Origin of the sequence: Paenibacillus sp. MAHUQ-63 (genome assembly GCF_028765165.1) — a bacterium.
GTDB lineage: Bacteria > Bacillota > Bacilli > Paenibacillales > NBRC-103111 > Paenibacillus_E.
The window spans coordinates 95,974-112,451 of record NZ_JARADB010000001.1; the positions used below are offsets into that span (position 1 = coordinate 95,974).

The window sequence follows — 16,478 nt, forward strand, 5'->3', positions numbered from 1 at the left end:
CATTACTATATTCACATTTACCATTTCATCATTGTCATACCGCCTTTTCACACTAGCTTACTTTAGTGATATCCATATTTCCCAACCAATCATCAATGAGTGTAGAAAAGATCAACTTTTGGATAAAAAATATCATTTGTATGCGCTTTTATCAGATGTAAACTAAATGATGATGTATTGTGTATTCCTAGACTTCAGTAGAAACAAGTTCAATCAAAGCGGACAAACTTTTCCTATTCTTAACAAACGAGAGGAAGAATCAGATCATGAAGCACAAAATGATGATAACAACTCTAGCCTGTAGTCTTTGTTTAGCACTTGCAGCAACGCCTTCCTATGCGGAGAATACTGCTCAATTCGAGCTGGTTGCCTCCAGCGCCGAGTCTGTTAACGGCGAATTCACCGTAACATTAAAGGGTCAAAATATCAAAGATTTATACGCATATGAAGTCAAACTGGACATCGATGCGAACAAAGTGGAAATCATCAAGGCCGATACAGAGATAACGGGTTTCTCGGTTTCTCCCATGGTGAAGAACAATGAAGTTACCTACGCGCATACAAAAATCGGCCAAGTTGACGGTGAAAAGGGAAATCTGGATATTGGCACCATTACCTTCAAAGCAAAAAAAGCGGGTACGACGAACATCAAATGGAACTCCGTTAAAATCGTTGATCACCATTTATCAAGCCAAACGTTTACACCGAATGAGTCGATTCGTTTCACCAAAATTTTCAGTGATCTTGCTGACCATTGGGCCAAAGCCGATATTATGCTGATGGTTGACAAAAAAGTTGTTGAAGGTATGGATGACGATCATTTTGCCCCGGATACGAATGTAACGAGAGCCCAGTTTGCAACCTTGCTTACCAAAGCATTAAACCTTCAGGCTGTTTCAGGGCAAAACCCGTTTGAAGATGTAACTTCAGGGTCTTGGTATGAGGAGACGGTTAAGAAAGCTTATGCAGCCGGCTTAATTAACGGTATTGCGGACAACAAGTTCGCGCCTGAGCAAAACATTACACGTGAAGAAATGACCGCTATGCTCCTTCGTGCAAAAGGATACGCTACAGGGACGAAAGTAGAGGATATGCCTGTTACAGGTTCAATTCATTTCAGCGATGAGGCAGCGGTGAGTGAGTGGGCGAAGAAGACTGTAGCACTTGCAGTTGATTCGGGACTCATGAATGGTAGAACAGAGCAAGAGTTTGCACCGCAGGAGCAAGCCAGCAGAGCTGAAGCGGTAGTCGTGCTTAAAAGATTGACAGGCGGATTGAAATAAATAAAAAAAACAGAAATCCAGAACACATTCACGTTGTTCTGGACTTCTGTTTTTTTTATAAAAGCTGTTTAATTGAAAATCAATTGTGCAACGGCTGACAGATCGAGGATGTTAATCTCTCCGTCATTGTTCATATCCGCTTTCTTATAGATTTCATTCCAGTTCAAATCAGCTGATGTTTTGCCATAGTAAGAAGCAACCATAGCCAAATCCCCGATAGAGAATTTATTGTCACCGTTCAGATCTCCTTGAGTCCCAGCCGCAATCTGTACGTGGTAGGCAGTACCTTCCACTGTTGTTTCCACGCCATCGCCGCTCGCGTAAGCAGCGTTTGTCAGAGCAATTGTGCTGGAACCGGCCGAAGATGCCTTGACTTTCAAAGTTAGCTTGAACAGCTCGCCCACAGCACTAGGATGCGAGCCTACATTTGCCGCAATCATTCTTATTTTCCCGTTCGTTTCAGTTGAAACAGCAACAATTTTCCAACCGTCTACTAACGAATTTGCAGCAATGTACTCCAACTGCTGAGGATCGTAAGTAATCGTCACATCTTGAGCATAAACATTCTTGCTTACCGTGTTTAATGTGTAAGTAACATCAAAGGTCTGTCCGCTAGAGACGCTGGCCGGACCTTTTAATGTGGCTGTTGGGGTAGGCGGAGTGGTATCAAGCTGCTTAAGCACCTTGAGCGTAAACGTCTTCGTGTCGGTAACCGCTCCTTTACTGATCGTAGCTGTCAAAGTAACGGTCGCATCGCCGGAAGTGTAGGGAGGACGCGTGACAGTACCGTCCGTCGAGACGAGAAGCGGCGCGCTGCTGCTCCATGTGATCGTGGAGCCGTTGGTACCGGAAGCGTTCAGAATAATGCTCTGCGTCACTTGCGATGCGCTGTCACCATTCGCGTATCCAATGTCGAGTGCTGCTTTATCCAGTGCGACGGACTTCAAGTCAGCATCGGCATCAGGAATGACAACTGTTCCTTCGGGATATGCTTCATATAGTACAATCGAATTTGCAGGTATGGTTATGGCATATGGGACCCCAGCTGTCAGGTGCAGATCCGTTTCATTTTTGAGCTTGTTCACAAGCTTGTATCCTGTCTTGGCACCGGGAGGCAATACAAATGCCTCATTCACGTCAATGTTCATAGTTTGGCTTGTATTTCCGGAATTTCTTAACATTAAAACCGCTTTTGCCGTTGAATAAGAGGCTATGCCGTACGGCTCGCCTTTACCCGGGTCTCCGCCAATGAAATGTGAGTCTAGCAGCACGTCATGATTTAACTGTGCCCAAGCTGAGGCTTCGGCAAGAGTGTCCCACATTTTATCCGTTGTGTAATCAGAAGTGGGGCGAATGTATAATTCCTGAAGGTTATAGCCTGATGCAAAGTAGGACCAGACCTCATCAGCAAAATCCTTGAGATTTGCCGGGTCTGTCATGTCTAATAAGGGACCGCTTTCAGTACCGCCTACATGGCTATTCCATGCGCCCTGGCCGAATCTTGAATGAACAATACCGTGTACCATTAAGGAGTTTAACGGATAGAACGGATTCTTCTGCAGCAGATCCCGGCTCACTTTGTCGCGATAGTTCACCCACTGCTGCCTAATGGTCCCAGTCCCTGCCTTACCCATATCTCCACCACCGCGCCAGATGGAATCTACATAGAATGTAAAGTACGGGGAAGCCCATGTTCCAACGGTCGCATTGATAAATACGGATGGGTCGTTGCTCCTCATATCTTGTGTAAGCCTCAGGAGCGCGTGGAAGTCTTCAATACCTTCCGTCCTGTCAAACTTGAAATGATTCGCACCTTCCACAAGCTGTTTCTTGGTAACTGCATGTTTAAATGCGTTATAGTAATTAGGACCGCTCATTTTGAATATTTCTTCCCCTGTGCTGCTCATCTTGGTTTCAGTTGGAGGATTCATCTTCTTTCCGACAGCGATCCTTTTCGTCAATTTATCGTAATATCCGCCTGTGGGACTCAACCAGAAGCCAAGACTTGCTCCGAAGCTCTCGGCTGCGCTCTTCATCTTTGATGCCCCGTTGGGGTAGGTTTTTGGGTTAAAATCCCAAATCGTTGATGCCGTACTGCTGTAATCGTCGTATCCATCGTCGAACAGGAAATTTTTCAAAGCTGCGCCTCGCTGCTGAACAAATTTCTGCCCCCAGGTGTTAATGACATCTAATGAATCTGCTTCCGTCATGTAGGTATCTGTAATCCAGCTTAAATCGTACCAAGAATTATAATGGAGGAAGCTGTAGTGCTCATGAGCCCTTTCCCTTTCTAGATAGTACTGAAAGGCTCTTTGCTTCTGATTTCCTGGATATATGCCGATGACCGAGCTTTGTGCAAAAGATTGCCCCTGCAGAGTTGCCTCGCCTCTTTCCACATAAGCCGATGCCTTATTTCCAGAAATGCTGACCTTGGCCACAGGTGTTTGTTGGGCAAAGAAAACTTTGCCGGCAAAGAACGGTGAACCGTCCACCACACCGGCCTTCTCCACTCCGGCAGCTGTGATGTCTATAAGCTTAACCTTGGTCACATTCCAGCTTCCCGTAGCAGCCGAGTAAGATACATCCTGTATGATGTAATTGGAGCCGTCACGCAGTGTTGCGGACCAATTCACCGTCAATGTATTTCCTCCGCTTACATAGGTGAATGGCACGCTTATTTTCCAGCCATCATAACGATCGGATACTTTAACGCTAGAAGCATTTCGGGTGATTTTTGTAAGAGTTGGCGTTCCTGCCGTCATATCGGTGTCAACCAAGCTAGTTCCACCTGATAATTCAATATTGAATAGTTTCCCGACGGTTATAGGGTTTACGTTTCCTGTCATATTGTCCTTGAATTCAGTTAGCGTCAGGTTGTTCCCTAATAACTGAAACTTGGCTGATAGGATCGCATTGTTTAATACGTACACGCCCGAGCTTGGATTGGTACCTTGCGCTTCTCCCGGCTGTGGCCCCATAAATCTGAAACCGCTTTCAACTGGAACTAGTGTCGTACTGCTGAAAAGTGTACTCCATCCGCTTGTTCCTAAATTATTTTTGGCTCTTACCCTGTAATTGTGTGTTGTTCCCGCAGCAAGGCCGGTGTGACCGTAAGGCATCGTTACGTCGGTTATGACAGTGCCGTCAACCTCGATATCATAGCCTGACGCGCCTTCAGGCAAATTCCAGCTTGCATTGATGCGAGATGTCCCCATAGGGTAAGCATAGCCAGTCGGTGCTATCGGAGGCGCGGTTGGAGGAGGCTCTGCACCCATGACTTCAACTTCTACATAGTGGTTATTCGTGTTTGATGTGCTGCCGTTAGAGTAAATCCTGACATACCTTGCGTTCGTATTGTTGAAACTAATACTCTTCCCAGCGCTTGTTTCGGTATATTCCGTATCTGAGCCTGCACCAAATCCAGCGCTATTATTGGTATCGTTGTTAAAGACCGTCGTGACTTCACTTGAGAAATCGGATTTGTTTGAAAGTCTGACGATCACATCATGATATTTTCTTCCATCATACCAGTAATGCCAGATATTTACGCTTGAAAGATCATAACTCTTACCTAGATCGATTTGTATCCATTGAAGGCCGCTTCCATTGGGATAATCCTGTGAGTAGGCATTGGTATTATTTTTTACACCGTCATTAATGACACTCATATTGGAAAATGAGAGACTGCCAGTGACCGGCTTGCCAAACGATACATTTTTTATTGTCCCAGGTGTACTATTTAAGGCAAGATTTGTTACTGTGCTTGCACTGGTACTATTAACACTTAGAAACGATGTCAAAAGCATAAGCAGTGTCAATAATAATGCCAAATGTTTTTTCCCGCCTGCTCTTCTTGAAGTATGCATTTCTTGACCTCCTTGTGTTTTTATTACTGGCACCGGTAGGATACCGGCGCCAGATTCAGTAAATTACTCTATTACTCTATAATCTTCCGTGCAATGAAGGCTAGATCTGTAATATCGATTTTGCCATCATGGTTCGAATCTAAATGTTTAATGCTCTCCCAATCCGGACTTCCAGACGTTTTGCCGTAATTCGCTGCAACGATGCCAAGATCACCAATGCTTACTCGATTGTCATGGTTGATGTCGCCTGGAATTCCCGGAGGCGATGTCGTAATGCTCACGCCCACCGCAGAAGCTTGCGCCTTCGTTTCCGCTCCCTGCGCATCGCCAAGCATTGCGTCGGTTACAGCAATCGTTCCCGTCGTCGGCTGTGTCACAGCTTTGGCTTTGAACTTCAGTTCCAGGATCCCGGCATCTCCTGTCACAGCCTTATCGGCCCCTTCGCTTGCGAGAATAAAGCGAAGTTTACCCAGCGTATCCTTCTTTGTATCTACAAGTTGAATTCCATCTTTCACGGCACGGGCCGAGACGAAGTCAAAAACGTTCGAATCGTAGTCCATCTTCATGTCTTCTGCATATACGCTTTGCGTGACGCTGCCCAGTCCCAACTGTACAGTAAATTCCTGGCCCGTCTGAACGGTGCCGGCTGCAGATAGCGTCGTCAAAGCGTTCTGCGTGTCGTTGCCTTTTTGTACGGTAATTTTGCTTACCGCTGTAAAATTGCCACCCACCGTGGTGACCGTAATGTCCGCCACTCCTTCTTTCAATGCGGTTACAACAGTTTTACCGTCCTTGACCTCCACTTTGGCGACGGTATCATTGCTGCTCGACCAAGTTACATTCTTATTCGTTGCGTTCTCAGGAAGCACAGTTGCAACCAACTCTGCTGTCCGCCCTTCTTTCAGCGAGACTTGCGGTGTATTAAGCTGCACGCCGGTTACGGGCACCTCGATTATGCGATAGACATTCATTTCAGCTGCAGATGCCCATCCGCCTTGCCCTGCGGTTGCTTCCAGTTTAATAAATGACGCTCTCGTCGCCGGGAACTCCGCTGTTTTCGCCACGGCGTCTTTCGCCCATGTTCCACTTACGACTTTAGTGTACTGGATGCCATCCGTGCTCGTATAGACATTGTAGGCCGTAATCATGCCGTTACTTCCCCCGCCTTGTCTAGGGTGAACCTTGATTTTATTTACCTTGTGAGCACCGCCAAGATTGAGTGTGATCGATTGCGGCAGCGGATTAGACAAATCCCACTTCGTATGCCAAATGGTAGCTGGATCTCCATCAAGTACCATGGATGCTCCGTTATCTTCGGATTCAAGCTCTTCGCTCGTTGCCGTTGCGGTCATTTGGGATTGCGGAATGAATGGGGTTTGCGGTTTGCCGATTTCTTTGCCTTCTAATTTAAGCATAACTACTCCATGTGACGGCACATTCGCTGTATAGCTGCCGTTGAATTGCCCCTTATCTGCATGTTCCCACAAGTCCCGAACCGTTGTAGAAGCATCCAATTCAACTTGTGCAAAATCCACGGTTATATTCGCAGCAGAATCAGTGCGGTTAAGTAGGGCAATTGCAAGTGTTCCCTCCTTCGACAATTCTTTCGCCCAAACTTGAAGTCCTCCCGTTTCGCTTACTAGAATACCTTGAATGCCGGCAGGATCTTGATCCACGGCTATCACTTCGGCATTCTGAATGATATCGGCAAATTTGCTGCTGTAGGAGTCCGGCTCGTCTAAAGCGGTTACATCCAAACCAAGCATAAGCGGAGACGCCAGTACCGCCCACATACTGAAATTGGCCTTGGATTCCTCGTAAGATAAGCTTTTTTGGCCGGGATATTTGTCGGCTATTACACCAACCTCCAAGCTGTCCGGGTCATTAAAATGCCCGGGACCCGCTACATCCGCATGCGGAGAGGTCTGATCGATCTCATAGAGCACACCGTTCCAATAATCTCCCTGATTATCAATATCGTAACCAACCCTCCATGTATGCCCGATGCTTGGGGCCCATTTCCACGGCTGCTGCTTACCCCACTCGCAGATATTTAACAAGATATCACGTTTCGGATTCGCCTGATTTAAAGCGTCCTTGAATTGTTGATATTGGGTCTTGAAGTCGAGACCCATCGCATCCGCACCGCATGCATCTACTTTGACATAATCGTATCCCCATTCTGCAAACTGGTCGACATCCTGCTGATAATGTCCGTAACTGCCCGTCTTTCCTCCGCAGCCAATTTTGCCAATATCGGTGTAGATGCCAATCTTCAATCCTTTGCTATGCACATAATCCGCAAGCGCTTTCATTCCGCTCGGGAATCTTGTTAAGTCGGCGTTTAATTTACCAGTAGCATCTCTGGTGCCTTGCCAACCGTCATCAATGTTGACATAGTTGTATCCTAAGTCACGCAAACCGGTGGACACCATACTGTCCGCCACATTACGGATCAGTTCCTCATTCACGTTAAAACGAACGGCATTCCAAGTGCTGTAACCCATCGGCGGTGTTGCTGCCAATACAGGTGTATCCTGCAATGATGTTTCAGGCTGAACGGCGGCCGATGTGGCATGTACAGAGGACACGGCGCCCATTAACGAAATGGAGACAAGAGAGCAGGCAAAAACTGCTTTTTTCATAAACGGACTCAATTTCATACCTCCATTCATTTAATTACTGGCACCGGTAGGATACCGGCGCCAGATTCAGTCATTTACTCTATAATCTTCCGTGCAATGAAGGCCAGATCCGTAATATCGATTTTGCCATCATGGTTCGAATCTAAATGTTTAATGCTCTCCCAATCCGGACTTCCCGACGTTTTACCGTAATTCGCAGCCACCATGCCCAGATCGCCGATCGATACTTTACCGTCTTGGTTCATATCGCCCGGAATGCCAACTGGAATAGGTGTTATTTGTACGCTGATAGAGGAGTTTACAGCCTTGGACTCGTTGCCTTGCCCATCCCCGAGGGTTGTATCCGTCACAGCGATTGTGGTCGAATGAACCTGGGAAACCGGCTTCGATTTAAAAGTAACCTTCAAAAGCTGCACATTGCCGGTAACGGCATGCCCTGCCCCTGCGCTGGCGACAATCAGGCGAAGCTTGCCTGCTCCGTCATTCGCTTCCCGTACAATGCTCGTGTTCGGAAGAAGCGGCTCTGCCGAAGTGAATTCCATGACAGTTGGATCGTAGGTCAGTGAAATGTCTTCTGCGTATACTTGCTGCGTAACGCCATTCAAGCCATAAGTAATCACGAACGGCTGACCGCTTTGAACACTGCTGCTTCCGGTCAATGCTGTAGATGGAGCCCCAGGATTGGCCATTTTGACAACGATCGTTGCAGTCGTCTTCTTGCCTCCGTACGTTGCCGTGATGACGGTTTCCCCATGCGAAACACCGGTGATCGTTCCATTTGCGATCGTTGCCAATGATGAATTTGCGATCTCAAACACGGATTGAGCCGTCACGTCTTGCTGGCTGCCATCCACATACCGAGCCGTAACTTTCACTGGTGCGGATTGGCCTTCCTTCACTTCATAGCTTGCTGCATCGAACGCAACCGCTTGCAGCGAAGTGGAGTCAGCTTGCTTATACACGTTCAGCTCGGCAGCCGAAGCGAAACCGCCAGCCCCTTCTCTCGCTTCCAGCTTTATATAAGCGGCACGGACGGGAGCAACATTCACTTCTTTGACTAAGTTGTTCTTCAGCCACTTGCCTGTCGCAACCTTCGTAAACTCTACGCCATCTTGGCTTACATAAACGTTATAGGCTGTGATCGTGCCGTTGCCGCTATCCGGACGAGGTGTATATTCCAGCATACCGATGGTATGCGTACCGCCCAAATTCAGAGTAATCGATTGCGGCAGCGGATCGACGCCGAACCATTTGATGTGCCACCATGTGTTCGGGTTGCTGTCAAGCGTATTGCTCGGATCGTCTCCCGGTTGGAAGCTTGTTGCCGTGGCCGTCATTTGGCTTTGCGGGATTTTGACCAAGCCGGTTTGCCCCGATACGGTGACATTCAATGACGCTTTATAGCCACCATCCGCTGTAGTGACGGTAATCGTTGCCGAGCCTGCTCCTTTCGGAGTGACAACGCCATTCTCGTCGACCATCGCGATACCCGGATCACTGCTGCTCCAAGCAACCGATGTGTTCGCTGCATTCAGAGGCGCTACTGCAGCTTCAAGAGCGACTGGGGCATCAAGCACATTCATGTTCAGCTCTGTCCGATTCAGCGATACGCCGGTTACAGGAGCTGTGCCGATGATCGGCAAGCCAATCAGCTTCACATCTGCAATGCTGGCTTTCGTTGCTGCGTCAGGCAGACCTGTAATCGTAATTCGCACATAGCGGCCTTGGCTGCCGAATGTATCCTTCAGCACAGCGCCGGCTTCCGTATTGTTCATGCGGTTCAATACTTGAATCCAGTTGCTGCTGCCCGCCTCCCGGACTTCGAGCTTATATTTATACACTTTGTCGCTTTGCCCAAACGAGATCTCAATGCCCTTAATCGCGTACATTTTACCCAGATCGGCCGACCATACATGGCCTGGGTTCGTATCGGCGGCCGACCACATTGTAGCCGGATCGCCGTCGTTGGCGTAGCTTGCCGGGAAGGCGGCATCTTCACTGTCTGCAGCTGCCGGCTTACCTCGTACAATATCGCCTAACGCAGGCGGAGCCTTAGGCGTCTCATAAACGTCGATCTCGGATGCGGAGGCGAAGCCGCCTACTGCAGCCGTCGCTTCCAGCTTGACATACCTGGCATCGACTGCCGTGAATTGGATATATTTCTTCACATTGTCCCGCACCCAATTCCCCGTGCTGATTTGCGTATAGTTCGTTCCGTCCGTGCTCACGTAGAGATTGTAGGACGTAATCGTTCCGTTGCCGGCATTAAGCCTTGGCGCATAGCGGAATTGGCTGATGCTGCGGACTTTGCCTAAATCCACGATAATTGATTGCGGCAGTTTATCGGAACCGTCCCATTTCGTGTGCCAAAGGGTGTTGGCATCGCCGTCGATCGCATTCGAGGGCTTGTCGCTAGGCTGGAAGCTTGCAGCCGTTGCGGTCAATTCACTCTTCGGAATCGGCAGCGGGATGATAACAGAACCATCTCTGTACACATTCAATTCAGCTGCAGCCGCAAAACCATTAACGCCAGCTGTCGCTTCCAATCTCACATACTGCGCTTCGGCGGTATCGAATGTCACCGTTTTTTCCAACTTATCCGCATTCCATGTTCCGGTGGCTACCTTCGTAAAATGCGTGCCGTCTGTACTGACATAGACGTTGTAAGCGGTAATATTACCGTCGGTCCCCATGTATTGTCTTGGCAAATATTTCAGTTTATTCACTGAAAACTTCGAACCGAGATTCAATGTGATCGATTGAGGCAGCGGTGTGCTGCCATCCAGCTTCGTGCTCCAGATCGTATCCATGCTGCCATCCAGCGCATTCGCGACTGGCGCAGTCGTATCGGCGCTGGTAGCCGATGCTACCATGTCTGCCTGCGGAATTTTCGTTGGATCGTTATCTAGTTCTGGCAGCGAAATGACAGTTGCATCCATAAGCGGAGTCGTATCCGCTGCAAAGCCTGCCACTTTCAGTTCAAATCCTTGATTGGTCGGCAGATCCGGTGTTTTCACATAGACAATGCCGCCTTTGTCCGCGCTATCAAAGTACCAACCGCTTGCGGCATTCGTCCATTCCGCCTTGCTTGCCAATTCGGTATATGCAGAGGCTCCGACTTCAACGCTCGCTGGTTTCGTATGCATATGAATCTGGAATTGGTTCGTCCGCGATGCCAGCTTTCCGTTATAATCACCGATGCTCGCCCCGACTTGAACTTTCAAATCACCTGTTCCGGTTTCCGGCGCGATCGAAGTAATGAGCGTCTTCGCGAATTTGCCGCTGCGGTGCTCCCTCGATACACCGTCATCCTCATACATCGTGAAACTGGACGTTTTGTACGGATAGATGTCATAAGTAATCGGATTTGGCGGCACTTGGCCGTCATACAAAGTTTCCGGATACATCGGGATGATCGCACCCGCTTTGACGAGAAGCGGCAAACGGTTCAATGGCGTGCTGTATTCGTCAAGCATTTTGGATCCGTAATGTTCCTTACCTGTCCAGTAGTCAATCCATTTGCCCTTCGGCAAATAAATACCGTTCCGGACCGTGGCATCTTTGTACACTGGTGCAACGAGGAACGACCCGCCGGACATGAATTGGTATTGTGTCAGCGTGCTCTTCGTATTCGGATCGTTCGGGAATTCGTAAACCATCGCTCTCGCAAACGGCGCTCCCGATTCGTAGGCTTCGTTCAAATAGGTATAGAAGTAAGGCGTCAAGCGCTGTCTGAGTTTCAAAATATCTCGATTATAGCTTGTGTATGGCTCTCCATAGTGCCATGGCTGCTTATCGACGGACGCCCAGCCCGACATGCTCATCAGAATCGGCGTGAAGGCTTTCCATTGCAAATCACGCACATAAGTCTGAGGGCTGCCGCCGAAAATCCCGTCCACATCACCGGTCGCATAGGTCATGCCTGACAATCCGGCGCCGATCATGGATGGAATGTGGTAACGGATATATTCCCAGCTGCCGGTTTGATCTCCGGACCAGACGGCTGAATACCGCTGTGTGCCGGCCCAACCGCCAACAGACCAAACAAAGCCACGGTCGTTCGAGTGGGTTTCAACCCCTTGATGAGCCTGTCTCGTCCCGTCCAGCGCAAAGTCATATCCAGGACCGACCCAGGCTACATCCAGCTTGTTTAGCCGAGTGCCGGCGACGCCAACCTCCGTTGCGATATTGGCAAGACCGTTCTGTGTCCACAAGCCGGTGTAAAAGCCCAAATCATGAAGCTGCTTAACGGTGCTTGGCAGCTGCACGTAACCACAGCCGTAACCGTCGTTCGGCAGCAACCAGCCGCCCGGCATGTCGTTGGCTCGGAAGTCTTGCGCAACCTTCACGACATCCGGCGTCGTCAGCTTACCCGGTTTATTCGCTCCGGTGTTGCTCGTGTTGTAGCAATCCGAGTCTCCCATGCTCATGCCCCAACGCGGAATGAGCGAAGGCTTACCGGTCAAGTCGGTATAGCCATTTAAAATATCTTTGAATGTCTCGCCGTAAAAATAATACGCGTCAAAGCGATTCTCCTCGTGCGTTAACTGGGCTGGACTCCCGAAATTGTAAGTTCCATCCTGGAACGTGTTCCGCAGTACGCCGTAGCCAGCTGTACTTAAATAAAACGGTGACGGATTGGACACAGTTCCGCTGCCCCAGTCGCCGTAGTTTTCGGCAATTGTAATCTTTTTATCTCGATGGGAGAAAAATCCGTTCTGCATCCCTCCGCCGTAGTAATACTCGTCGGCTCCTCTAACGAGCGTCTGGGTCGTCGACGACCCGCTATAATTCAGCGGTGACTGCTCTTCCCATACGACAGTCTGATTATCGCTCTTGTACATAGCGAATTTGAGAGGACTTTTGTAGGCACGCAGCACAAACTTGCCCGTTGCCATTTTGTAATAAGCGCCCTCATCGGACCAATTGACCGAGACCGGACCGAAATCCTCTTTCATCACGATCGGCTCTTTGGGCTCGGACGAGCTTCTGCCTGACAGCGTTTGGTAATTTCCGCCTACACCGAGCCATATGCGCACGATGTCGCCACGATTAAAAATGACCTTCACCTGATCGGAACCTGACGTAATCGTGAAAGTTTTATCGTCTGTTTTCTCAAAGCCCGTTATGTCTCCTACCGCAGCCGCATGTGTCGTTGTCCCGCTGATGAACATAATCACGAATACGAACATTAGGCAAAAAGTAAAACCCAAAGCGTTTTTAAGCGTTTTCAATTCAGACACTCTCCTCATTCATCCTGAACCTCATTTGGCCAAACTGCCGAGGCGTTCCCCGTGTCTTGCCATAATCCCCCCTTTCAAGCCGCTCATGCTTAGCCTTTTAATGCACCGGCCGTTATGCCTCCGGTAATTTGCTTTTGAAACATGGCATAAAACACAATCGTGGGCCCCATCGATAGGATTAGAGCGGCAAATAGCGGTCCCCACTCCGTCCTATATTGCATTTCGCCCTGCATGACCGCAATCGCGACCGGTATCGTATATTTCGTAGGATCATTCATCAGGACGAGCGCGAACACATACTCATTCCAAATATTCAGCACGGTAATAATCGCTACAGACATCAAGCCGGGCTTGGCCAGCGGCAGCATAATCCGAAAAAAGACGCCATAATGCGAGGCGCCATCCATGGCAGCGGCTTCTTCCAGCTCACTGGGCAGCGATTTGAAAAAACTGACTAAGACGAAAACAGCGAACGGCACGGCGGTTACCGTATAAACGAAGATTAAGCCCAATAAATGGTTCGTTAAATGAAGATCGTTCAGCAAAAAGAATAAAGGAATGATGCCTAGAAAGGTTGGAATCATCATGTAGGAAAGATAGGAATAGTAAAGCAAGCCGTTCCCTCTGAAAGTAAAGCGTGCGATCACATAAGCCGTCGTTGCCGATAAAAGCACGCCCGCAGCGGTGCTCACAATGGTCACAACCAATGAATTCATAAAATTGTGGGCGAAGTTATATTTTTCCCATACAAAGGTGAAATTGCTCCAAAGCAGCGGAAGCTCCGGCAATGCCCAAGGCTTGCCCAGGAATAACTGCTTGTTGTCTTTCAAAGCGCTTAAGACCGTCCAGAGCAGCGGATAAAGGACGCAAATCGACCAAACGAACAGGCAGATTTTGAAAAAGACACGACTGACTGGATTGAGTATTCTTTGACTCATATGCATGGCCCCTCTACGTTATTTCAATGGTTTCTCTCCTCATCAGCCGCTGAAGGGCTGCTGTCGTTATGAAAGAAAGAACCAGGATAAGCACACCAATCGCGGACCCATAGCTGAATTTGCCGAATTTAAAAGCGTTCAGATACAGATACGAACCCATGACCTGTGTGGCATTGTCGACGCCGCCTTCAAAGGTCATGATCGTTACGATGACGAATGATCCGTTCAGCGTCGTCATGACAATCCAAAGCACGGACGTCTTGACCTGCTCCCACGACAACGGCAGTATAATCAGCCAAAATTGGCTCCACTGTGAAGCGCCGTCGATGTCGGCGGACTCAAATAAGGACGATGGAATACTGAGAATGCCGGCAACCAGCAAAATGATTGTAAAACCGATACCGGCCCAAATCGATGGCGGCAGCAACGCAAAGATCGACCATTTATCGCCTAACCAGGCGAAATCGAAAGGCTTATCTGTAAATAAGGAGAGAAAAGAGTTCAGGAAGCCGAGGTTCGGATTATATACGTAGCGCCAAAGAACGCCTACGACAACAACTGAAAGCACATTCGGAATAAAAAATACGATCCGATAAAAGCCCGAACCTTTGATGTTGAACCGGGTTAGCGCTACGGCGAAAAACATGGACATAATCATAAACCCGACCACTTTCCCGATGACAAGGATATAGTCGTTGCGAATAGCCTTTGCGATCACAGCGTCATGCAGCATCTCTTTGAAGTTGCCGAGTCCGATAAAATTATAGGTTTCGGAACCGCCGGACCAATCAAACAAGCTCAGATAAATGCCTTTCAACATCGGATAGACGGTAAAGACGATATATAGGAGCAAAGTTGGAAGAGTAAAGGAGAGAATGAACATATTCCGCTTCATCTTCGCAGTGCCGTTTCTAACAGTCTTGCGCTCTTGCATACTTGCCTCCAATCTAAATATCCGAATGATACAAAGGGAATCCGAAGTACTCCCTTCGTATCATCAGATCCTTATGAGAGTCTTATTTCTTTTCTTTGGCGCGGATTTTCTCCGTCGCTTCTTCCATGCGGTCCGCCCACTGCTGCGGCGTAATTTCGCCTTTGGTCAGCGCTACAGTTGCATTGTTTCTAGCTGTTACAAGTTCCTCCGGAATGACGATCTCAGGCGCTACGACGGTATTCGGGGAATTGTAGAATTTGGCCGCCTCTTTCGTAAGCGCAGGCGCATTCGTGCCTTCAAGATCCGCTTTAATGTTAGAAGGGGCTTTGGAAAGCTCCGCCCATGCTTTACTTTGCTTCTCCGTAAAAATAAATTGCATGAAGGCTTTGGCCGCTTCCGGATTTTTCGCTTTTTTCGCAATAGCGACTGTTGCTGTGTATGGATTTGCGACGAATTTACCGCCCTTTTCTTGGCCGATAGACGGCAAGAAGCCGAATTCAAAGCCTGCCGGAACGTCCTTCGCCATCTCACTTTCAACCCAAATGCCAGTCGGAATGAACGCCGCTTTGTGCTGCAGCCATTGGGATTGGGAATCCGTATGATTCAGTGCTGGTGATCCTTTGTCGATGAAGCCCTTATCTCGCATTTCCACTATTTTGGCAAGCGATTTCATGACCGGCTCACTTTTCCAAATCCCTTTTTCAAGCGAATTGATTCGCTTAAAGATCGAGGTGTCATAGTTGTTCATCGCGATGATAGTAGGATCCAACAAACCGCCGTTAATGTAGTAAGGATATACACCTGTATGGATGTAAGGAATCATGTTGCCCTCAGCTTTAATTTTGTCGCCTATAGCAAGGAAGCCTTCGAAATCCGCAGGAGCTTGCCAGCCTTTACTTTTAAACAACGCCTTATCGTAGAACGTCCCCCATGATCCGAACACCAGAGGAATGGCATAGGATTTGCCCGGTTTGTATTCTTCAGGCTGGGCGATCAAGAGATCCGTAATTTTTTTGCCGTCAACGTTCTTCGCATCCTTCAGCCAGTCTGTTATGTCCATGAGCTGATCGTCCGACACCATTTGTCTTGTATTGGATCCAGCACCGTCAATGTACACGAAATCGGGCGGATTCCCTTGAAGCCAGCGAGGTTTCATTTGGTCGTTGATTTTAGCTCCTGCCGACTCTTTGATCTTGAGATCCGGATTCTGCTTTTGGAAATCGGATATGACTTGTTTCCACCACGCATCGCCGTAACCGCCGACAAAATACTGAATTTCAAAGTCCCCAGTAAGTTTTGAGCCCTGAGGCTGGCTGCTTGCAGCGGGTTTTACGCTTTCAGTCGTGTTGTCGCTTTCAAGGGGCTTCACTGTCCCGCCCGCCGAATTCGTGCTGGTTCCACAGCCGGTTGATAGTAAGACCGTTGACAAAATCATGCTCCATGCCATTGCTTTTTTAGCATTTCTCATTTGCGATGACCTCCTTTAAGTTTTACATCTTTATCATATTGGTTTATCCAGCGGACAACTATTGAATTTCGTCCTGTAAATCGTTGATAAAGTACTGTCTT

7 protein-coding genes are annotated in these 16,478 nt (G+C 48.4%); 1 reads left to right on the forward strand and 6 read right to left on the reverse strand.

The genetic code is table 11. The features are described from left to right. Positions 1–266 precede the first annotated feature (266 nt). Positions 267–1,283 (forward strand): S-layer homology domain-containing protein, encoded by a 1,017-nt coding sequence (locus tag PUT07_RS00335; RefSeq protein ID WP_274465728.1) that lies wholly within the window; start codon positions 267–269, stop codon positions 1,281–1,283. Between the two features lie 68 nt (positions 1,284–1,351). Here PUT07_RS00335 and PUT07_RS00340 read toward each other — a convergent pair whose 3' ends face one another. The 6 genes from PUT07_RS00340 to PUT07_RS00365 all read right to left on the reverse strand — a co-directional run bounded on the left by PUT07_RS00340 (position 1,352) and on the right by PUT07_RS00365 (position 16,377). Continuing rightward, positions 1,352–5,149, reverse strand: coding sequence for an immunoglobulin-like domain-containing protein (locus tag PUT07_RS00340; protein WP_274465729.1), 3,798 nt, complete (start codon positions 5,147–5,149; stop codon positions 1,352–1,354). 71 nt (positions 5,150–5,220) lie between these two features. Then, on the reverse strand, positions 5,221–7,806 hold the full coding sequence (locus PUT07_RS00345) for a discoidin domain-containing protein (protein ID WP_274465730.1): 2,586 nt from the start codon (positions 7,804–7,806) through the stop codon (positions 5,221–5,223). Between the two features lie 62 nt (positions 7,807–7,868). Next, positions 7,869–13,028, reverse strand: a complete 5,160-nt coding sequence (locus PUT07_RS00350) for a discoidin domain-containing protein (protein ID WP_274465731.1) — start codon at positions 13,026–13,028, stop codon at positions 7,869–7,871. 98 nt (positions 13,029–13,126) lie between these two features. Continuing rightward, the gene (locus PUT07_RS00355) at positions 13,127–13,975 is read right to left on the reverse strand and encodes a carbohydrate ABC transporter permease (protein WP_274465732.1); all 849 of its coding nucleotides are present in this window, start codon (positions 13,973–13,975) and stop codon (positions 13,127–13,129) included. A gap of 13 nt (positions 13,976–13,988) precedes the next feature. Next, positions 13,989–14,909, reverse strand: a complete 921-nt coding sequence (locus PUT07_RS00360) for a carbohydrate ABC transporter permease (RefSeq protein WP_274465733.1) — start codon at positions 14,907–14,909, stop codon at positions 13,989–13,991. Between the two features lie 82 nt (positions 14,910–14,991). After that, positions 14,992–16,377: an ABC transporter substrate-binding protein gene (locus PUT07_RS00365; RefSeq protein ID WP_274465734.1), complete on the reverse strand. Its 1,386-nt coding sequence runs from the start codon at positions 16,375–16,377 to the stop codon at positions 14,992–14,994. Between the last annotated feature and the right edge of the window lie 101 nt (positions 16,378–16,478).